General features: G+C 65.6%; 19 protein-coding genes. 13 read left to right on the top strand and 6 right to left on the bottom strand.

The window, feature by feature from the left end:
- Positions 1-33 precede the first annotated feature (33 nt).
- On the bottom strand, positions 34-525 hold the full coding sequence (locus tag QP413_RS07250) for a ferritin (RefSeq protein ID WP_041628508.1): 492 nt from the start codon (positions 523-525) through the stop codon (positions 34-36).
- Between the two features lie 248 nt (positions 526-773).
- Here QP413_RS07250 and nrdF point away from each other — a divergent pair, with 248 nt between their 5' ends.
- From nrdF to QP413_RS07230, 4 genes are all read left to right on the top strand, one after another.
- On the top strand, positions 774-1769 hold the full coding sequence (gene nrdF, locus QP413_RS07245) for a class 1b ribonucleoside-diphosphate reductase subunit beta (RefSeq protein ID WP_070759163.1): 996 nt from the start codon (positions 774-776) through the stop codon (positions 1767-1769).
- Positions 1770-2076: 307 nt separating this feature from the next.
- On the top strand, positions 2077-3774 hold the full coding sequence (ctaD, locus tag QP413_RS07240; protein WP_070759164.1) for a cytochrome c oxidase subunit I: 1698 nt from the start codon (positions 2077-2079) through the stop codon (positions 3772-3774).
- Between the two features lie 98 nt (positions 3775-3872).
- A complete protein-coding gene (gene serB, locus QP413_RS07235; protein ID WP_148792546.1) occupies positions 3873-5261 on the top strand; it encodes a phosphoserine phosphatase SerB in 1389 nt (462 codons plus the stop codon).
- Positions 5261-6127 (top strand): aminoacyl-tRNA hydrolase, encoded by an 867-nt coding sequence (locus QP413_RS07230; RefSeq protein WP_246821197.1) that lies wholly within the window; start codon positions 5261-5263, stop codon positions 6125-6127. The genes serB and QP413_RS07230 overlap by 1 nt, the downstream gene beginning before the upstream one ends.
- Positions 6128-6220: 93 nt before the next feature.
- On the opposite strand, the gene QP413_RS07225 is transcribed toward QP413_RS07230, so the two are convergent.
- The 3 genes from QP413_RS07225 to QP413_RS07215 all read right to left on the bottom strand — a co-directional run bounded on the left by QP413_RS07225 (position 6221) and on the right by QP413_RS07215 (position 11355).
- Positions 6221-7792 carry an AMP-binding protein gene (locus QP413_RS07225; protein ID WP_284781300.1) on the bottom strand — a complete coding sequence of 524 codons (1572 nt, stop codon included), beginning with the start codon at positions 7790-7792 and terminating at the stop codon, positions 6221-6223.
- A gap of 148 nt (positions 7793-7940) precedes the next feature.
- On the bottom strand, positions 7941-9944 hold the full coding sequence (locus tag QP413_RS07220; RefSeq protein WP_284781299.1) for an ATP-dependent DNA helicase: 2004 nt from the start codon (positions 9942-9944) through the stop codon (positions 7941-7943).
- Between the two features lie 73 nt (positions 9945-10017).
- A complete protein-coding gene (locus QP413_RS07215) occupies positions 10018-11355 on the bottom strand; it encodes a nicotinate phosphoribosyltransferase (protein ID WP_284781317.1) in 1338 nt (445 codons plus the stop codon).
- A gap of 202 nt (positions 11356-11557) precedes the next feature.
- On the opposite strand from QP413_RS07215, the gene clpS reads away from it, so the two are divergent.
- From clpS to QP413_RS07170, 9 genes are all read left to right on the top strand, one after another.
- The gene (clpS, locus tag QP413_RS07210) at positions 11558-11863 is read left to right on the top strand and encodes an ATP-dependent Clp protease adapter ClpS (protein WP_148812702.1); all 306 of its coding nucleotides are present in this window, start codon (positions 11558-11560) and stop codon (positions 11861-11863) included.
- 35 nt (positions 11864-11898) lie between these two features.
- Positions 11899-12573, top strand: a complete 675-nt coding sequence (locus QP413_RS07205) for a DUF2017 domain-containing protein (protein WP_284781298.1) — start codon at positions 11899-11901, stop codon at positions 12571-12573.
- Position 12574: 1 nt separating this feature from the next.
- Positions 12575-13738: a P1 family peptidase gene (locus QP413_RS07200; RefSeq protein WP_284781297.1), complete on the top strand. Its 1164-nt coding sequence runs from the start codon at positions 12575-12577 to the stop codon at positions 13736-13738.
- Between the two features lie 69 nt (positions 13739-13807).
- Positions 13808-14392 carry a rhomboid family intramembrane serine protease gene (locus QP413_RS07195; RefSeq protein WP_148812696.1) on the top strand — a complete coding sequence of 195 codons (585 nt, stop codon included), beginning with the start codon at positions 13808-13810 and terminating at the stop codon, positions 14390-14392.
- Positions 14393-14578: 186 nt separating this feature from the next.
- Positions 14579-15445 (top strand): glutamate racemase, encoded by an 867-nt coding sequence (gene murI / locus QP413_RS07190; RefSeq protein WP_284781296.1) that lies wholly within the window; start codon positions 14579-14581, stop codon positions 15443-15445.
- A gap of 143 nt (positions 15446-15588) precedes the next feature.
- Entirely contained in the window at positions 15589-16383 is a 795-nt protein-coding gene (locus QP413_RS07185) for an MBL fold metallo-hydrolase (RefSeq protein ID WP_284781316.1), read from the top strand.
- 21 nt (positions 16384-16404) lie between these two features.
- On the top strand, positions 16405-17178 hold the full coding sequence (gene rph, locus QP413_RS07180) for a ribonuclease PH (RefSeq protein ID WP_284781295.1): 774 nt from the start codon (positions 16405-16407) through the stop codon (positions 17176-17178).
- 34 nt (positions 17179-17212) lie between these two features.
- On the top strand, positions 17213-17851 hold the full coding sequence (locus QP413_RS07175; protein WP_284781294.1) for a non-canonical purine NTP pyrophosphatase: 639 nt from the start codon (positions 17213-17215) through the stop codon (positions 17849-17851).
- Between the two features lie 82 nt (positions 17852-17933).
- Entirely contained in the window at positions 17934-19289 is a 1356-nt protein-coding gene (locus tag QP413_RS07170) for an amidohydrolase (protein ID WP_284781293.1), read from the top strand.
- Between the two features lie 75 nt (positions 19290-19364).
- Here QP413_RS07170 and QP413_RS07165 read toward each other — a convergent pair whose 3' ends face one another.
- Together QP413_RS07165 and QP413_RS07160 are read right to left on the bottom strand one after the other, a co-directional pair.
- Complete coding sequence (locus QP413_RS07165; RefSeq protein ID WP_070759174.1) at positions 19365-19745, bottom strand: DUF3817 domain-containing protein; 381 nt, start codon at positions 19743-19745, stop codon at positions 19365-19367.
- A 55-nt stretch (positions 19746-19800) separates the two neighbouring features.
- Positions 19801-20244, bottom strand: a complete 444-nt coding sequence (locus QP413_RS07160) for a hypothetical protein (RefSeq protein WP_012360708.1) — start codon at positions 20242-20244, stop codon at positions 19801-19803.
- Positions 20245-20747: the final 503 nt, after the last annotated feature.

The following is a 20747-nucleotide window of genomic DNA, read 5'->3' as shown; positions in this document are numbered from 1 at the left end:
GCAACCGTGGCGAGGGGAGGGGCGAGGCGTGTTTTACTCGCGGCCGCCGAGCTGGGCGTCGAGCCGCAGCAGGCCGCTGCCGTCGGCGCCGACCATCTTCAGGCGGTCGATGATCTCGCCAACGGTGGCCTCCTCCTCGACCTGCTCGCTCAGGAAGGAATCCAGCAGCGGTCGGGAATCGATGTCCTTGACCTCCTCGGCGACCCGAACGAGGTCGCGGATCATCGCGGAGACCTTCTTCTCGTGGGCCAGGGAGAGCTCGAAAGCCTCCAGGGCGCTCTCGATCTTGATCTCCGGGAGCTCGATAGTCTTCAGATTGACGCGGGAATCGCGGTCGATGAGGTGATCGGCGAAGCGCTGGGCGTGCTCCCGCTCCTCGTCGGCCTGCGCGAACATCCACGCGCTCATGCCGGTCAGAGAGAGGCGGTCCAGTTCGTACGCCAGCTGGGTGTAGACCAGTGCAGCCTGGTGCTCGGCGATGACCTGATTGTTGAGGGCTTCTTCAAGCTTTTGGTTGATACTCATAGCGCCAATATTACTGGACGGTGGGGCGTGTGACTAGGGGGAAGCGACGATGGTGGTGGAACGGGCGCTGGGACTGGCACGCAATGCTGGATTGCGAACCAGTGGTACCCGCCACCACGCCGTGCGGTGAAGAGCCCTGACGGGTAGAGTAGGTATGTATTCATTTCGCTCACCGCGCACTATACGCGCAGGTCAGCGGTTGGAAAGTTGGGAACTCTGCCGAGTTCAGATGAGGAGAATGCGCGTTTATGCCTGCTAGGCCATCTCAGTCCCCTGCGCAGCACAAGGCGGGGAATATCATCGGTTCCGTTAACTGGAATGAGGTTCCGGACGACCGTGACCTCGAGGTATGGGATCGGCTGACGGCCAACTTCTGGCTGCCAGAAAAGGTACCCGTCTCGAACGACATCCAGAGCTGGGCCACGCTCAACGATGCGGAGAAGAACGCGACGATGCGCGTGTTCACCGGGTTGACGATGCTCGACACCATCCAGGGCACGGTCGGCGCGGTCTCCCTGATCCCGGAAGCGACCACCATGCACGAGGAGGCGGTGCTCACCAATATCGCCTTCATGGAGTCCGTGCACGCGAAGTCCTACTCCCAGATCTTCATGACCCTGGCGAGCACTCGTGAAATCAACGACGCATTCCGCTGGTCCGAGGAGAACGAAAACCTCCAGCGCAAGGGTGAGATCATCCTTCAGTACTACAAGGGCGACGACCCGCTGAAGCGCAAGATTGCCTCCGTGCTGCTGGAGTCCTTCCTTTTCTACTCCGGGTTTTACCTGCCGATGCGCTGGTCCTCCATGGGCAAGCTGACGAATACCGCGGACATCATCCGCCTCATCATCCGCGATGAGTCCGTCCACGGTTACTACATCGGCTACAAGTACCAGCGAGCTCTCGAGAACGAGAGCCCGGAGCGCCAGGAGGAGCTGAAGGGCTTCGTCGTCGAGCAGCTGCTGGACCTCTACGACAATGAGGTCGAGTACACCGAGTCCATCTACGACGAGATCGGCTGGACCGAAGATGTGAAGCGCTTCCTGCGCTACAACGCCAACAAGGCGATGAACAACCTTGGCTATGACGGGCTGTTCCCGGTAGAGGAGACCCGCGTTTCCGCTGCCATCCTCGCTGCGCTGAACCCGGGTGGCGACGAGAATCACGACTTCTTCAGTGGCTCTGGGTCCTCCTATGTCATCGGCAAGGCGGAGAGCACCACCGACGACGACTGGGACTTCTAGCTCCGCGCTCCAGCCCATAACACGAACGGCCGGCTCGCTAGGTGCAGCGAAACGGCCGTTTGGTGTTTTCAAGCGTGGAGAAACCTTGGAACTACCCCCAAAACTGTGAAAGAACTGGAGGTTTCCCGCCACCCGGCTTCTTATATTCGGGAAAAGGGGATAACATAGCACCAACCCTTCGTGTAGGGACCCTTTCTGGGCTGCAAGGAAGCTAATGCTCTCGCACTCAGGGGAGGGTTCTGAGAAGGCCAAAATTCTTTGGAGTGTCAGGGAAAACCCCTCGACACTGCGTAGTCAGGAGGAATCAATGACCGCGGTCGCGCCACGGGAACCACAGCAAGTTGCTCCCGAACGCCCACAACCGTCTGGCCATGGGCGCCGAGGCAGCTTTGCCTGGCATGCGCTGACGACCACCGACCACAAGCTGCTGGGCATCATGTACCTCATGATGGCCTTCACCTTCTTCCTGGTTGGTGGCCTCATGGCCCTGCTTATCCGTCTCGAGCTGTTCAATCCGGGCATGCAGTTCCTGTCCCCGGAGCAGTTCAACCAGCTGTTCACCATGCACGGCACCATCATGCTGCTGCTGTATGGCTCCCCGATGGTGTTCGGCTTCGCTAACTACATCGTTCCGCTCCAGATTGGTGCACCGGACGTGGCCTTCCCGCGTCTGAACGCCTTCGGCTTCTGGCTCACCACCGCCGGTGGTGTCCTGATGCTGACCGGCTTCCTCACCCCGGGCGGCGCGGCTGACTTCGGCTGGACCATGTACCAGCCACTGGCAGACGCTATTCACTCCCCGGGCCTGGGTTCTGACCTGTGGATCGTGGGTGTCGGCGTTGGTGGTGTCGGTACCATTCTTTCCGGTGTGAACATGATCACGACCATCCTGGTGCTGCGCGCTCCGGGTATGACCATGTTCCGCATGCCGATCTTCACCTGGAACATCTTCGTTACCTCCCTGCTGGTCCTGCTGATCTTCCCGCTGCTGGCTGCTGCCGCACTGGGTGTTCTCTACGACCGCAAGCTGGGCGGCCACATCTACGATCCGGGCAACGGTGGCGCCATCATGTGGCAGCACCTGTTCTGGTTCTTCGGCCACCCTGAGGTCTACGTCCTGGCTCTGCCGTTCTTCGGCATCGTCTCCGAGATCTTCCCGGTCTTCTCCCGCAAGCCGATGTTCGGCTACGTGGGCCTGGTCTTCGCAACCCTGTCCATCGCTGCTCTGTCCATGGCTGTGTGGGCACACCACATGTTCGTCACCGGCGCGGTTCTGCTTCCGTTCTTCGCCTTCATGACGTTCCTGATTGCAGTCCCGACCGGTATGAAGTTCTTCAACTGGCTCGGCACCATGTGGGGCGGTCGCCTGACCTTCGAAACCCCGATGATGTTCGCACTGGGCTTCTTCGCCACCTTCCTCTTCGGTGGTCTGACCGGCATCATGCTGGCTGGCCCGGCAATGGACTTCCACCTGTCTGATACCTACTTCGTGGTTGCGCACTTCCACTACACCCTGTTCGGCACGGTTGCCTTCGCATCCTTCGCTGGCCTGTACTTCTGGTTCCCGAAGATGACGGGCCGCATGCTGGACGAGCGTCTGGGCAAGCTGCACTTCTGGCTGACCATGATCGGCTTCCACACCACGTTCCTGATTCAGCACTGGGCTGGTAACTCCGGTATGCCGCGTCGTTACGCGGACTACCTGCCGACCGACGGCTTCACCGGCTACAACCAGGTCTCCACCATCGGTGCCCTGATCCTGGCCGTCTCCGTGCTGCCGTTCCTGTGGAACGTCTTCAAGTCCTACCGTTACGGCGAGGTCGTCACCGTCGATGACCCATGGGGCTACGGCAACTCCCTCGAGTGGGCAACCTCTTGCCCGCCGCCGCGCCACAACTTCACCTCCATGCCGCGGATCCGCTCCGAGCGCCCAGCGTTCGAGCTGCACTACCCGCACATGGTCAAGCGCATGCGCGACGAGGCTCACGTCGGCCGCCACTTCTAAGAAGTCGGCCACGGTGCCGGGGCCAGCAGCCAGCTGGCCGCGGCGCATACTCCAGCACTGAGGTGCTGTGAGCGCAAACCACACCCTTACTACGCAGGGTGTGGTTTTTCTTTTGCCGAAAAACGGGGGTAGCGGATCCTCCTTGCCGCAGCCACTGTGGTTCAATCGTGGGTGTGACTAGCGCAAATAACTCCACCCCAGTCGATAATCTCCAGCCCACGAGGCTCGCCTTCCCCGAAGAGCTGGAATCCATCCTGAATAACGGCTGCGAACCGGCCGTCATCACCGTCACGGGTGACGACAAGCCCGGCGTTACTGCCCGCTTCTTCCGCAGCCTCGCTGCCCACGACGTCCAGCTCATCGACGTCGAGCAATCCGTCTTCCGTGGCAATCTCGCCCTCGCCGCCCTCGTCGGCGTCGACGCTGATACGTTGGCCACCCTGAACAACGAGCTGCCCGCCGACCTGGAGGCCCTCGGCATGAGCGTGCAGATCCAGACGGACACGGAGGCCATGGCGACCAAGCCAATGCCCTCCCACGTCATGGTCGTGCTCGGGCGCCGAATCACCGCCGAGGACGTCCAGCGCATCGGACAAACGCTGGCTGCCGAGGACGCGAATATCGATACGATTCGCGGGATCGCCGATTACCCGGTCACCGGGCTGGAGATTCACTTCACCGTCGCTAATCCCCGCCCGGGTGGCGGCGTGGAGCTGCGCAAGGCAGTCTCCGAGCTCACCGCTGAGCTGCACCTCGACATCGCAGTCGAGCGAGCCGGCCTGGCTCGCCGAAGCAAGCGCCTGATCTGCTTTGACGTGGACTCCACCCTCATCCAGCAGGAGGTCATTGAGATGCTGGCGGCCTATGCCGGCCGCGAGGACGAGGTCGCTGCTGTTACCGAGCGAGCCATGCGTGGTGAACTGGACTTCGCGGAATCCCTCCACGAGCGCGTCAAGGCCCTGGCTGGGCTCGACGCGTCTGTCGTGGAGAAGGTCGCCAACGACATTAAGCTCACCCCGGGTGCGCGCACCACGATTCGTACCCTCAAGCGCCTGGGATACAAGACTGGCGTGGTCTCCGGCGGCTTCATTCAGATCATTGAGCCGCTGGCCCGCGAGCTGGGCCTCGACTTCGCCCGAGCCAACACCTTGGAGATCCGTGAGGGCAAGCTCACGGGTCGCGTGATCGGCCCGGTCATTGACCGCCGTGCGAAGGCCGAGTCCCTCAAGGAGTTCGCCTGGTCCAATGGCATCAAGCTCAACCAGACGGTGGCAGTGGGCGATGGTGCGAACGATATCGACATGCTCTCCACCGCGGGCCTGGGCATCGCCTTCAACGCGAAGCCGGCCCTTCGCGAGGTGGCTGACGCATCCGTGAATTACCCATTCCTTGACCAAGTACTCTTCCTACTCGGCATCTCCCGCTCCGAGATCGAGCACGAGGACATGGCTGACGGCACCTACCGCCGCCCGCCACTGCAGGACTAGTGCGCGAGTACAACGAACCAGGGGAGTTGGAAGCAGACGAGCGGGAGCTGGTCCGGCGGGCGCATGCGATGCTCGTCCACCTTGCTGGGCACCCTGGTACCGAAGACCCACAAGACCCGAGCAGCGTGCAGGCTATGCCCATGGTCCTGCACCTGCCGAAGGTGGATGCGCCACTGCGCCACGATCTCCTGGCTGCGGCTGCCTCCGCCTGCGCCCGTGTCTGCCTCGACCCTCGAGCAGGTGAGGAAGACAGCGAGTGGGCCCAGGCATTAAAAAGCTGGTACGGCGCGAAGATTCGGAAACTCGCCCGCCGCGCCCGCGCCAGCAAGTGGGACGCGGTTCTTGGGCTGCCTGGGCACGAGGTGAATGTGCACGGTGCGATGGCCAAGGCGTTCCTACCCGGGCGCGTTGATGGCGTGGATCCGAGGATCAACAAGTTGCAGATTCAGGGTTCCGACTTGCCACCCGAACCTGGCCCGCTGCCCACACCCGAACCGGATCCATTGCACCCAGTCATTTTCGTGGACGCCGGGCTGGGCATGACGGTCGGCAAGGCCGCAGCCCAGGTCGGCCACGGGTCGATGCTTTATGCTGCCTTCCTCAGCCCGAAGCAGGCGGTTGCGTGGTTCGAGCTGGGCTGTCCCGTGCACGTGCGGGAAATCCCGGCCGAGGAGTTCGCCGCCAAGCGCGCGGCACTCGCGGAACGTCACGCCGCAGACGCCGCCGCTGCGAGCTCGCGGTGGATCACCGCGGTGGGCGGGCAGTGGCCGGTGGTGGAGGTCCGCGACGCAGGCCACACGGAGATCGCCGCGGGGAGCGCGACTGTTATTGCTGCCTCCTATGGCGGCCAGCAGCCTCCGCGTTAGCGCGATCCGCCCGGAGGTCTGGGAGATCGTATTTCGAGACTGCGAGGGCTGCGGGGAGCGCTCGGGACGTGACCCGAGCGATGCCGCCTCTCGCTAGTCCTCGCGGGCCCGAAGCACGCGACGCAGGATCTTGCCGGTCGAGGACTTCGGGATCGCATCGATGAACTCGATGGCCCGCACCTTCTTATAGCTCGGCACCTGCTCGGCCACGTAGGCCATGATGTCCTCAGCCGTGGCCGTGGCGTTCTGCTGCAGCACGATGAAGCCTTTGGGGATCTCCAAGCCATCCTCACCCGCGACCCCGATCACCGCGGCGTCCGCGACCTCCGGGTGCGTGAGCAGTAGGGCCTCCAGCTCAGCGGGAGCGACCTGGTAGCCCTTGTACTTGATGACCTCTTTGAGGCGGTCCACGACATAAACATTGCCCTCGGGGTCCTGGACCGCGAGGTCGCCGGTGCGCAGCCAGCCACCGTCCACGAGGGTTTCTGCCGTCTCCCGGTCGCGGTTCAGGTAGCCGAGCATTACCTGGGGGCCACGCACCCACAGCTCGCCGACCTCCGAGTGCCCGTTGTTCGGCCGCGGAATCTCCTCTCCCGATTCGACGGCGACGAGCTTGTGCTCAGTGTTTGCCACTGGCAGCCCGATGGAGCCGCGGGGCACGCTCATGTCCAGGTTCAGGTGGGTGACCGGGGAGGACTCGGTCATCCCGAAGCCCTGGTAGACGTCCACCCCGAGGCGTTCCTGGACGGCCTCCGCGAGGCTGGTGTCCAACGCCGCAGCGCCCGAGAGCACGGCCCGCAGGCTGCTCAGATCGAATTCCTCGACCTGGGGGTGCTTCGCCAGCAGCACCGCGATGGGTGGGGCGATGAATGTGAAGGTCACGCCGAAACGCTCGTGAGAGGCGAGGAAGCTGCCCAGCTCGAAACGCGGCTGGGTCACCAGCGTGGCGCGCTGCTTGAGCGCGAGGTTCAGCAGCGCGGTGAGCCCGTAGATGTGGAAGAAGGGCAGCACCCCGAAGACGACGTCCTCCCGGGTCACGAGGTCCTGATCCGCAGCCTGGCAGACGTTGGCGACCAGGTTGCGGTGGCTGAGGCGAACCCCCTTCGGATCCTGGGTGGTTCCGGAGGAGTACGGCAGGACGGCGAGGTGGGTCGCAGGGTCAAAACTGATGTCCTCCGGCGCGTGGCGCCGCTCGGCCAGCATCTGCTGCATTCCCGAATTGCGGTCGAGGTGGTGGACCTGTTCCTCGCTGAGCCCGGCGGCTTGAGCTGCCTGGGCGGCGTGATCGCCCATCGCGGCCAGCGTGACGAGCATGCGCGCGCCGGAGTCTTGCAGCTGCCGGGTGATGGCGGCCTCGTCCGCCAGGAGGGAGACCGGGGTGAGGGTCGCGCCCAGGCGCCAGACGGCGTGGGCGTAGACGACGAAGGCCAGGGAGTTGGGGCAGTGTAGTGCGACCACATCGCCGCTGCGGATACCGAGGTGGGAAAGCCCACCGGCAACGCAGTTGATGTAGCTGCGCAGCTGCTGATAGGTGGTTTCCGTGCCATCGGCGATGTCGATGATCGCAACCTTGTCCTCGTCCGCCGGATCCAGCTGGCCGAAGGTGAATTCGTAGATTCCAACGTCGGGGATCTGGATGGTCTCCCGCGTGCTCTGAACTGGCATGGCTGGTCCTTCCTAAGCGCCATCGGATGATCGCGCACTGTACGAGGCAAATATTTTTGCGGGCCCACCTAAAGCGGGAACCGCAGTTGGCACCATGATAAACGTCACACCACGGGCGTTAGGCCGATTTCATCGAGCCCACGGCGCGCTATTTCCCGGGCTGCGCATTCAGCCTGCGCAGCGCCCCGCGCGCCACATCCAGATCCGAGGTCTCCCAGAACCGTGGCATGCTGGCGCGGATGAAGGAGCCGTAGCGCGCGGTGGCCAGTCGGGAGTCCAGCACGGCGACGACGCCGCGGTCGTCCACGCTGCGCAGCAGCCGTCCCGCCCCCTGCGCCATCAGCAGCGCGGCGTGGGTCGCAGCGACTTCCACGAAGCCACTGCGGCCAGCTTTATCTGCGGTCTCTTTGCGGGCCTGCTTCAGCGGGTCATCCGGGCGAGGGAAGGGGATGCGGTCGATGAGCACCAGTTGCAGCGCGGAGCCGGGCACGTCCACACCCTGCCACAGACCCAGGGTGCCGAAGAGGCACGCGGACTCGTCCTTCCGGAACTTCTCCACGAGGCTGGACATCGAATCCTCGCCCTGCAGGAGGATCTCGTAGGGAACCACGCTGCGTAGTTGATCCGCCATCTCCTCGGCCGCCCGGCGGGAGGAGAACAGGCCGAGGGTGCGGCCACCGGCGGCGTTGATGAGCTGGGCGGCGTGATCGATGAACCCGCTGGATGGTCCACTGCGCCCAGGGGCGGCGAGGTCGCGGGCGACGTAGAGGATGCCGTGGGTCCGGGCGTCGAAGGGGGTGCCCACGTCGAGGGTCTTCGTGTCCTTCGCCGCACCCCATTGGGCGAGCATGGCGGTGAATTTCCCGCCTAGCGCGAGGGTCGCGGACGTCAGAATCACCGTGGATTGGGCGAAGAGCCGCTGCCGCAGCAGGTCGGCGACGGACAACGGTGCGACGCGGACGACCTTGCGGTTGCCATCGGCAGAGAGCCAGACGACGTCCTCCCCGAGCAGGTCCTCCTGATCCGCGGCGGCATCCGCGGTGGAGGCCTCGAGGACGCGCACGCAGGTATCGTTCAGCTCTTCGGTCGCCACGAGCAGGGCCTGGCGCTCGGCGGCCTTCGCCGGGTCGTTGGCGAACTCGCCGCCGGGTACCGAGTTGATCTGTCGGTTGGTTTTCCACGCCGCGTCCTTGAGTACGCTGAGGGGAACCTCTAGCCCGTTGGGAACCCCGGTCCACCGGCCGACGATCCGATCACCGTCGGTGGCGATCGCGCCGTCGAGAGCGGTGACCCACTCGTCGAGCGCCTCGGTCAGCGCATCGCCGGTGCCGTCCGGGCCGATCTTGCCGGTGCGTTTGGCGAGGATCGCGATATTGGTGGGGGAGAGCTCCGCGGTGGCTGTGGAGGTGATGCGGGACTCGAGCTCGTGGGCCTCATCGATCACCACGCAGTCGTGCTCCGGCAGGACCGGCACGTCGGAGAGGGCGTCGATGGCGAGGAGTGCGTGGTTGGTGACGACGATGTCCGCCTCGGCTGCTTCCGCCCGGGCCCGTTCCGCGAAGCACTGGTCGCCGAAGGGGCAGCGGCTCGCGCCGACGCATTCCCGGGAGCTGACGGAGACCTGCCGCCAGGCGGTGTCGGACACGCCGCGGTCGAGGTTATCCCGGTCGCCGTCCTCAGTCTCCTGAGCCCACTCGTGTAGGCGGGCAACCTGGGCTCCCGTTTTCGAGATTTGGGAGGGGTCGAGCAGTGCGTCCTCTTCTGCCTCGGGGATTGCTTCGTCGCCAATGCCGTTGATCTTGTTGAGGCAGAGGTAGTTATTGCGCCCTTTGAGGATCGCGGAGGTCAATGGGCGGGGGAGGTGTTCCTCCAGGGCGTCGGCGAGGCGGGGGAGGTCGCGTTCCACCAGCTGGCGCTGCAGGGCGATGGTTGCGGTGGAGACGATGACGGGGACGTTCGTCTGGGTGGCGTGCCGCGCCGCGGGGACCAGGTAGGCCAGGGACTTACCCGTTCCCGTGCCCGCCTGGACAGCCAGGTGCGTGGATTGTTCCATGGCCTCGGTGACGGCATCGGCCATTTTTTGCTGGCCGGGGCGCGGCGCACCGCCAATGCTGGCGACGGCTGTGGCGAGGAGGTCTTGGGTGGAACTCACGGGAGCACTTCTTCTACGAGTAACGGGAAAGGTACTGGTGACCGGTCGGGGAGCTGGCCGGTTTCTGCCCCAGTTAGCCCTGGGTGTGGGGCACGTGGCGGACGCTGATCACCGGCTCGTCGCGGGATAGGGCCAGGCCCTCCCACGGCAGGGAGACCAGCCGGTCGGCCAGCAGTTGGCGGGAATCCTCGAGGGTGGGCAGGCCATCCACTGGCTCACCGTCGCGGATGAGCGGGACGGAGAGTTCGATGGCATCCAGGATGCCGGTATCCGGGCGGGCCTCGCCGAAGGGGAAGGTGATCTCCTCCACGGCGGTGCCGGTGTCCCGGCAGGTTCGGATTGCAGCCTTTGCTCCGCCCTGCGAGTCCTTGCCGCGGGAGCGCTTCGCCACCGGGGCGCCCTCGACCTCGACGAGCTTGTAGACCAGCCCTGCGGTCGGCGCGCCGGAGCCGGTGACCACCGAAGTTCCCACGCCGAAGCCGTCCACCGGCTCGCTGCGCAGCGCGGCGATGGAGAATTCATCCATATCGCTGGAGACGATGATCTTCGTGTTGTGCGCGCCCAGGGAATCCAGCTGGTCGCGCACTTGCTGGGCGAGCACACCAAGGTCGCCGGAGTCGATGCGCACCCCGCCGAGCTCAGGGCCGGCCACGCGGATGGCGGTTTCCACGCCTTCGGCGATGTCATAGGTGTCCACCAGCAGGGTGGTCCCCACGCCGTGGGCGGCGATCTGCGCCCGGAAAGCGGCTTCCTCATCGGTCGTGCCGTCCGGGTGGGTGTGCAGTAGCGTCCAGGCATGTGCGGCGGTGCCGGAGGCCGGGATGTTGTAGCGGAAGGCTGCCTCGAGGTTGGAGGTGGCGTCGAAGCCAGCGAGGTAGGCGGCGCGGGCGCTGGACACCGCGGCGTACTCGTGCGTGCGACGGCTGCCCATCTCGATGATGGGGCGACCGTTGGCGGCGGTGACCATGCGGGCGGCCGCGGAGGCCACGGCGGAGTCCGCGTTGAGGATGGAGAGGATCACCGTCTCCAGGATGACGCACTCGGCGAAGGTGCCTCGCACGGTGAGGATCGGGGAGTGCGGAAAGTAGACCTCGCCCTCCAAGTAACCGTCCACCTGCCCGCGGAAGCGGTAGTTGCGCAGGTACTCCAGCGTCTCGGGCTGCAGGAAGTCCAGGTTTTCCAGCTGGGCCTCTGTGAAGACGAAGTCCCGGATCGCGCGGAGGACGCGCTCGGTGCCGGCGACGACCCCATAGCGGCGTTCGTTGGGCAGGCGGCGGGTGAAGACCTCGAAGGCGCACTGCTTCTCGGCGGTGCCGTCCTGTAGCGCGGCTTCCAGCATGGTCAGCTCGTACTTATCGGTGAGCAGAGCGGAGGAGCGCGGTGCGGAGAGGTACGGGTCGAGGTGGCCGATCGAGCCGTAGGCGGCGTCCTGTTGTGGGTTCTGGGCTGTGGAAGACAAGTGGATCCCTACGCGTTTTCTTCTTCAGGTGGTGCCGTAGCCGTCGAGTGGCCCCGGCGAATACTCACACTCTAGCGAGCGGTGCGGACAGGCAAAGAAATATTCCACCGCGATGCCTTCGCCGCCCCGGCGTGGCGACGGTATCCTTGGGGGCATGACTTCCCCAGCTGCACCAAGCGCAACCCCAGTTGCGGAGAAACGACCCGAGACCCTCGCGGATGCCGATCTGCCGTGGCAGTGCATCTGCTGGGACGATCCCGTCAACCTCATGAGCTACGTGACCTACGTCTTCGAAACCGTGCTCGGTTACTCCCGCAAGAAGGCCACCGAGTTGATGATGCGGGTCCACACCGAGGGTAAGGCCGTGGTCTCGTCCGGCGAGCGCGATAAGGTCGAGGGAGATGTCAAGAAGCTCCACACAGCGGGCCTGTGGGCCACGATGGAGCAGGCGGCAGGCTAGTAAGCATCCCGCGAGGCGAGGAGGACTCCCCACAGATGGAACCGTGGAAGAAGAAGACCGGCATGCTGCGTGGCACGCGCTTTGTCACCCAGCTCAACCCCCTGGAGCGGGAGACCCTGGGTAACTGCGCCGCCACCGTCGCCGATGCCCTGATGGAGCGGGTGCGCACCGCGCCAAAAGATGAGCTGGCGGAGCTGACCGGCTTGGCCAGCGGCCACTCGGAGCGCCCGAGCAGCCCGGCGCTTGCCCGACTCCTGCCGGACTTCTTCGCAGACGGCGCCGAGAAGGTCGAGGGAGATGCCGCGCTAACCCGGCAGCTCAACGAGACCGACATCATCAAGAGTAAGTTGATGAACCTCGCGCTCATTGCCGAACACATTGGCCCGGATGGCTCGGTGAACATCACCCTGAGCCAGGAGGAAGTCCAGCCGTGGCTCTCGGCCATCAACGACGTTCGGAACTACTATCACGAGCTCTGCCAGCCCGCGCTGCACGGACTGGAGGGGCCGGATCGGGTTGACGCGGCCAAGGAGTTGACCTCGTGGCTGGCTTTCCACCAGGACAGCCTGCTGCGCGCGATGATGGGGGAGCCGCCCGCAGAGATGATGGACAACCCGGATGGCGACGATCCGCAGAATCCGGACGAGGGCCGCGGTGAAGGGCCGGAGGGGCAACACGGCCCGGGCAACCGACCGACGGGCGAGTTTTAGGATGTCCGCCGAATTGTTCGGCGCCCAGCCGGGGCCCAGCAACTCGCTTATCGACGTCCGTGGCCTCGGCGTGGGGCACGCGATCAGTGAGGGTGGGGCTGGAGACTCCGGGGCCACGATCATCGCCGCGCCCGCCGGGGCAGTCGCCTCGGTCGATGTGCGTGGTGGCGGGCCCGGAACCCGTGAGACGGATCTGTTGGAGCCACACAATACGGTCGAGCAGGTTCACGCCATCGCATTGTGCGGTGGCTCTGCCTACGGCCTTGCAGCCGCGGACGGCGCGATGGCCGCCCTGGAGGCGGCGGGCATCGGCTTCCCCGTGCTGGGGGAGGACGCACCCGAGAAGATCGTGCCGATCGTGCCGGGTGCGGTGATCTTCGACCTGCTGCTGGGCCGCTGGGACTCCCGCCCCAGCCCGGAGACCGGCGCGGCGGCCGCCGAGGCCGCGTTGCGCAGTGCAACAATCGCCCGCGACGGGGAACCACCACGCGGGCAGGGCGGGAATGATGCAGCTCTCGCCCCCGCTACCGCATCGGGCAATCTCGGTGCTGGACTGGGAGCTTCCGCCGGTGCCCTGAAGGGCGGATTCGGGCAGGCCAGCGCGGTACTCCCGGAACTGCCGGGCGAGCTCGCGGCACTCAGCGGGGCGACGGTGGCTGCGGGCATCGTCGTCAACGCGCAGGGCGCGGTCTTCAACCCCGCCACCGGGCGACTGTGGGGCTTCGATGCAGAGCTGGCCGGTGAGTTTGGCGCGGCGTCGACCACGCCGGTCTCCGAGGAGGGCGCGGCGCACTTGCGCGGAATGAACCTCGCGGGCACCAAATTCCCCGCACCGGGCGACGGGCAGCCCGGCAGCCCGCAGCTGAACACCACCATTGGCGTGGTCGCCACGGACGCTCCGCTCACCAAGGCACAGGCCAAGCGCCTGGCGCTCTCCGCTCACGACGGCCTGGCACGCGCGATCCGCCCAGCACACATGCCCATGGACGGGGACACCCTCTTTGGGCTGGCCACCGGTATCCGTAGCGGCAGCGTGGACGCCGTGGGCATGTCCGTGCTCGCCGCCACGGCCGCCAACTGCGTGGAACGGGCTATCGTGCACGCCGTATTGGCGGCAGAGCCCGCCTACGAGCATCCCTCCTGGCGCAGTATCGTGGGCTGTTAAAGAACCCCACGGCTTCATCCCGTCACCGCGCCGGGGTGGTACCACCCCCTAAAGTTCAGGAGCCTGAGCATGCCGAACCTCGCCTTCGCCCTGCGGCTCGTGGCGGTGGCCTGGATTGTCCAGGTCATCAACATGATGCTGGGGTACGGACTCAACGCCTTCGGTATCCGGCCCGGTGATCCCTACGGCCTTCTCGGTGTGTTCGCCGCGCCTTTCCTGCACGGGGGCTGGGATCACCTCATCGCCAACTCCATGACTGCGGTTGTGCTGATCACGATGATCTGCTGGTCAGGCAGACGCGTCTTCTGGCGCAGTTCCCTGATCATCCTGCTCGCCAGCGGGGTGGGGACCTGGCTCATTGGTGGCGCGGGCACCGTTCACGTCGGTGCCTCCGGCATGATCTACGGCTGGGTCGCGTTCCTCATCACCCGCGGACTCTTTACCAAGAAGCTCAGCCAGCTGGCCGGCGGGGTCGTGGTGCTGTTGCTCTATGGCTCCCTGTGGACCGGGATTCTGCCCACTGACCAGGCCATTAGCTGGCAGGGGCACCTCTGCGGGGCGCTGGCCGGCATTCTCGCCGCCTGGCTGATGCCGAAGATGCCCACCGCCACCCGTGCCGTGCGCACCGCCGGCCAAGCCTCCCTGGGTATGTAGCCACGCCCCGTTCGCCCCGACCCCCCGGCGATGCATTCTCATCCCCGGTGCTCTAACCAATCCCTGCGACCCCACCACCCCGGCTCACCAGTCACAGGACGCGGCCGACGCACGGATGCGTGGGGCCGTGAGCGACGTCGTTAAACTAAGACCGCGAGAATAACTAAGGAAGGACCGAGTAAGCACATGGCGGAGCAGGCGGACGGCGGCAGCGCGGCAGGCAGTACCCCGGAACAGGAATCCCACAACAACGCGCCCATCGGGATCTTCGACTCCGGGGTCGGCGGGCTCACCGTGGCGCGCACGATCGTGGACCTTCTGCCGCACGAATCCATCATCTACATCGGGGATACCGCGAATTCGCCCTATGGGGATAAGACGATCGCACAGGTTCGCGAGTACGCCCGCATGGTCGCCGACGAGCTGGTTGCCCGCGGGGTGAAGATGATCGTCATCGCCTGCAACACCGCCACCGCGGCCTTCATGCGCGACGCCCGCGAGCGCTACCCGATCCCGGTCGTCGAGGTCATCCTCCCCGCGGTCCGCCGCGCCGTCTCTGCAACCCGGAACAACCGCATCGGCCTGATCGGGACCCAGGCGACGGTGACCTCCGGGGCGTACCAGGACCTCTTTGCTGCTAGTCCGGGCGTCACCGCCGTTGCCCAGGCATGTCCGCAGTTCGTGCCCTTCGTGGAGCGGGGGATCACCTCGGGCCGCCAGATCCACGCGTTGGCGGAAGGGTACCTCGAGCCGTTGAAGGAGGCCGGGGTGGACACCGTGGTGCTGGGGTGCACGCACTATCCGCTGCTCACCGGGGTGGTGCAGTTCGTCATGGGGGAGGACGTCACGCTGGTGAACTCCGCGGAGGAGACCGCGAAGATGGTCTACCGCACGCTGGCAGAAAGCGGACAGCTGGCGGATAACGACCCGGAGCGCCACGCCACCTTGTCCTTCGAATCCACCGGGGACCCGCACCGCTTTGCTCAGCTCGCACAGCGTTTCTTGGGGCCCAAGATTACGAGCGTGTCGCAGATCCCCGAGCTGCTGCGCTAACGCCTGGGGCACCGCGTAACCGTCCGGGACTCGACCCGGAGCCATCTCGAAACCACCCCGTTGAACGAAACCTGATCAAAAGCTTGCCCAAATATCGAAAAACGCCGGGCATCGTGAAACAATGTCCACTTATGGAGATGCTTGTGTTGGGTTGTTCCGGAAGCGTGCCCGGCCCCTCGGCCGCGGCCTCGGGGTATTTCCTGCGCAGCGCGGCGGGCGAGGGCGTGGTCGTGGACCTGGGCTCGGGGGTGCTCAAGCAGATGCAGCGCTATGAGGGCATCGACCCCTCCGGTTGCCACGTCGTCCTCTCCCACATGCACGCCGACCACTGCTCGGACGTTCCGAGCCTGCTGGTGTGGCGCCGCTACCACCCCTTCGCGCCGGCGAGCACCCGCCACAAGCTGATCGGGCCGAGCATCGCCGCCAAGCACATCGGCCAGGCCAGCGGCGACTCCCCGGAGGCGCCGGACGACCTCACCGACACCTTCGAGGTCCTCGACCACGTTGTCGGGCCCGAGAGCGACTTCGACGCCGAGACCTGGCCGCATCACACCATCGGCGACCTGCGGATCTATGCCGTAGACGCCATCCACCCCACCGAGGCCTACATTATCCGCTTCGAGGACTCCTCCGGCTTCTCCGTGGTCTACAGCGGCGACACCGCGCCGACCCCGGCCCTGGCGCGCATCGCCGCGGGGGCGGACGTCCTCGTCTGCGAGGCGACCTGGGGTGATGGGGCAGCGACCATGCCGGAGGGCATGCACCTCTCCGGCGCGGAGGCCGGTGAGGCCGCCCAGGCAGCGGGCGTGGGCCGGCTCGTTTTGACCCACATCCCGCCATGGGGGGATAAGGCCGCCACGGTCGCCGCGGCCGCCCGCCACTACACGGGCCCCATCGAGGTTGCCCGGCCGGGTCTGCGCATCAGCGAGCAGCACTAAGCGCCCGCTACACTGGCTGGCATGTCTAATACGCCAGAACAAAGCACCCATACCCGCGCCGATGGCCGCAGCGTCGACCAGCTGCGCGACATCCGAATCACCCGCCGTTTCACCACCAACCCGGCAGGCAGCGTGCTCGTCGAATTCGGGAACACCCGGGTGATGTGCACCGCCAGCGTGGAGCTCGGCGTGCCGCGCTTCAAGCGGGATTCCGGCGAGGGTTGGCTGACCGCGGAGTACGCGATGCTGCCCTCTGCCACCCACGAGCGCATGCCGCGCGAGTCCATGCGCGGCAAGGTCAAGGGCCGCACCCACGAGATCTCCCGCCTGGTTGGCCGCGCCCTGCGCGCCGCCGTGGACCTGACCGAGCTGGGCGAGAACACCATAGCCATCGACTGCGACGTCCTACAGGCCGACGGCGGCACCCGCACCGCCGCGATCACCGGTGCCTACGTCGCCCTCGCCGATGCCCTGGCCTACCTGCAGGAGCAGGGTGTTGTGCCGGGCACGCCGCTGCGCGACCCCGTCGCTGCCGTCTCCGTGGGCATCATCGACGGCGTGGCCTGCCTCGACCTGCCCTATGAGGAGGACTCGCGGGCAGACGTGGACATGAACGTCGTGATGACCAAGGCCGGCCGCTTCGTGGAGATCCAGGGCACCGGCGAGGCTGCGGAGTTCGACCGCGCGGAGCTCAACACCATGCTGGACCTGGCAGAAGGTGGTCTGCACCAGCTGATCGAGCTGCAACAGCGCGCTCTGAATACCGACCCGGCTTCGGGCCCGGTCACGCTCTAGAAACCCCCCACAGACCACGCGGAAGGAGGACGCAATGCAGGTGCTGGTGGCGTCCAGAAATAAGAAGAAGCTCGCGGAGCTGCAGCGGGTGCTCGCGGCGGCAAACGTCGAGGGCATCGAGCTGCTCAGCCTCGCGGACGTGCCGGAATATCCGGAGACCCCGGAGACCGGCGCGACCTTTGAGGCCAACGCCCGGATCAAGGCCCTCGACGGGGTGCGGCATGCTGGCCTGCCCACCGTCGCGGATGATTCCGGCCTTTCCGTCGACGCGCTCAACGGCATGCCCGGGGTGCTCTCGGCCCGCTGGTGCGGGGCCCACGGGGAGGACGCCGAGAACAACCGGCTGCTGCTAGCCCAGCTCTCCGACGTTCCCGACGACCGACGTGGCGCCCGATTCGTTTCCTCCTGCGTGCTCGCTCTTCCCTCCGAGATTGCCGACGCCGCCGGCCTGGCGGGCGAGGTGGCAGTCACCGGCGAGTGGGAGGGCCGGATTCTGCGTGCTGAGCAGGGCACCAACGGCTTCGGCTACGACCCGCTCTTCGAACCTGCGGAAGCGCCGGGCCAGTCCTCGGCTGAGCTCACCCCGGAGCGTAAGGACGAGCTCTCCCACCGCGGCAAGGCGCTGCAGCAGCTGGTCCCGGCGCTGCGTGTGCTGGCTCAGTCCGCGCAGTAGACCAGCCAGGTCCCGCCCGAGCGAAAACGCCACCGGGGCACCCAGCGCGCAATAAGTTCGAACGCAAGAAAGGAAGTGCACCGTGACCCCTCCATCCACCCCGAGCACGATCGTCGCCAACGCTGCGGCGGATCTGAGCTGGCAGGAGGACCTCTATAAGTACCTCCACGCCCACCCAGAGCTCTCTGGGGCGGAGGAGCAGACAGCCCAGCGCATCGAGGAGGAGCTGCGGCGCTTCCCCGACTGGGCGGTCACGACCGGCATCGGCGGCTACGGCATCACCGCAGTGCTGCGCAACGGCGACGGCCCGACGGTGCTGATGCGCGCGGACTTCGATGGCCTGCCCGTCGCCGAAGCCACCGAGGTGGACTACGCCTCGAAGCATTCCCAGCTCAACGCGGAGGGCCAGCGGGTGCCGACGATGCACGCCTGCGGCCACGACCACCACACCAGCTCGCTGCTGGGTGCGATGGCAATCCTGGACGCGACGCGGACCGACTGGTCCGGCACCGTCATCGCGCTCTTCCAGCCCGCGGAGGAGGCCGCGGTGGGTGCTCACCGCATGGTCTCCGATGGGCTGGACCAGATCATTCCGCGCCCGGATGTCTGCTTGGCGCAGCACGTCGTCGCGGGGCCTGCGGGCGAGATCTACACCGCGCCGGGCCCAGTGATGACCTCCTCGACGACCATCGAGATCACCCTGTACGGGCGCGGTGCGCACGCCTCGATGCCGCACCGTTCGGTCGACCCGGTGGTGCTGGCCGCATCCACCGTGATGCGGCTGCAGACGATCGTGTCCCGGGAGGTCCCGCCAGGCCAGTTCGCCGTGGTCACGGTCGCGTCCGTGGAGGCGGGTAAGGCCAATAACGTGATCCCGGACTCGGCGAAGATCTCCCTGAGCTGCCGTTTCTACGATGAGGACCTGCGCAAGCGCGTGGTAGCCGCGATCAAGCGGATCGTGCGCGCCGAGGCCCAGGCAGCGGGTGCCGACCGGGAACCGAGCTTCAAGTTCGTCGGCATGCTGGGCGCGACCGACAACGCGGCCGAGGCCTTCGAGACGGTGCGCCCGGCCTTCGACGAGCGCTTCACCGAGAACAGCCTGGACATGGAGCCGTGGACGGCCTCCGAGGACTTCTCCGTGATCCCGAAGCACTTCGGGGTGCCTTATCTGCTGTGGACGGTGGGCATTACGCCGCGCCGTCAGTGGCAGCGCGCCGAGCAGGCAGGCCGGTTGGATATCGACATTCCGACGAACCACAACCCGGGCTTCCTTCCTGACCTGGGCACGCTGCCGGTGGCTACGGAGGCCGCGGCGGTCGCGATTCTGGCCTGCCTGCGGCGCAGTTGGCCGGATACCTCCAGCCCGGAGGAACTGCGGCAGCAGCCGACGGAAAAAGAAATCGCCGCGGCACAGATCGAGACTGCGCCGGGCGACTAAACCGGGCGATTAATAAGTCCCGGAGAGGAGGAGCGGGGTGGTGCCGGGGGTCCGCCGGCACCGCAACGCCGTCGGTTAGTTCAGAGCGAAAGCTTCCTTGACCTCGACGCGACGCTTGTGCTCGACGAAGAAGCTCAGCAGCGGAACCACACCGGCGAGGATGGTGGTAAGCCACTTACTGGGCTCCCAGCGTGCCTTGGTGCCCAGATCCAGGCAGGTGATGCAGTAGAGCATGAAGAAGATGCCGTGGGCCGGGCCGATATAGGAGAACCAGGCTGGGGTGTTATCGCTGCCCAGGATCAAGTACTTGAAGGTCATCTCAACGACCAACACGAGCAGCCAGATACCGGTGGCGATCGCCATGACCGAGTACCACTTCAGGGCCTTTGCGACCCGCTGCTGGCGTGCCGGGTGGATCTGGGCGCCCGCTGGCTGGGGCGAGGCTGGCTGCGTCATCTCAAGTTCTTCCTCTACGGTTGGGGTGGATTATCGGGAATCGGGCGTGCGGGCGCTAACCCTCGTTGGCCTGGCGCTTCCTTCGTTCTTCCTGGGCCGGTAGCGGTGCCGAGCGGGCATCCCGCCTGCGGTGATCCTCGAAAACCTCCGCGGTCTCGGATTCCCTCGTTGCGCTGGGGGCCAGGAAGTCTTCCGGGACCTCGGTGAGCTGGTCTTCCGCGTATTTTTCGACGGCGGCCTCGTCGTCGCCGAGTAGGCGCTCCCGCTCGTATTCGATGTACTTGCGGTAGGTGACGATAAGGAAGATGCCGAAGATCGGCCACTGGAGCGCATAGCCCAAGTTCTGGAAGGAGCCGCTGGTGGATTGCCAGCGTTCATATTGCCACCACGCGAGTAGCAGCGTGGCGATGACGCCGAGTGCGAGAAAGATGATCTGCACAATGCGCACGCGCAGGGGAAAGGGCTCCTGCGGATCCTGGTTTTCGCGCGATTCCTTCACAACTCCCGAGTCTACCCACGGCGGGGGCGAATCCAAATGACCGCCGGATGAGAAAAACCGGCGGTCACGAGGGAAAATATGGTGCGCCTGGGGAGACTTGAACTCCCCGATATATCCTAGATCAGACAAACAACCGCCCGCTGACCCTTCGGTTTGTACACTGCATATCGCTCTACCTCATACCCATTACGCTGCACGCGGTGGGAAAACAGAAAAAGAGATGTGCCCCCGCCCCGCGCCACTGAACTGCTCCCCGTTAGTTGGACTGAGAAATCAGCTACTAACTGGTGGGGAGCGGTTTTCCGCTCAGAGCACGAAATCCGCTGAGCGAAGATCAACGCGAGTAGTAAGTGGCCAGTTCTGGCCAGATCATGGGACACCAGCGCGCTGCAAACAGAGTCAGGGTGTCGAAGTGCGCATTGAAGGGTCCCAGGTTTTGTTCCGTTTGAGTAGATGGGAAAATCTGGAACATGCCGAAGAAATTTGACCAGGATGCCAAGGAT

Source organism: Corynebacterium sp. UMB4614, assembly GCF_030217065.1.
GTDB lineage: Bacteria > Actinomycetota > Actinomycetes > Mycobacteriales > Mycobacteriaceae > Corynebacterium.
The sequence above is the reverse complement of the archived record's forward strand: the minus strand, read 5'-3'. Positions and strand labels throughout refer to the sequence as shown.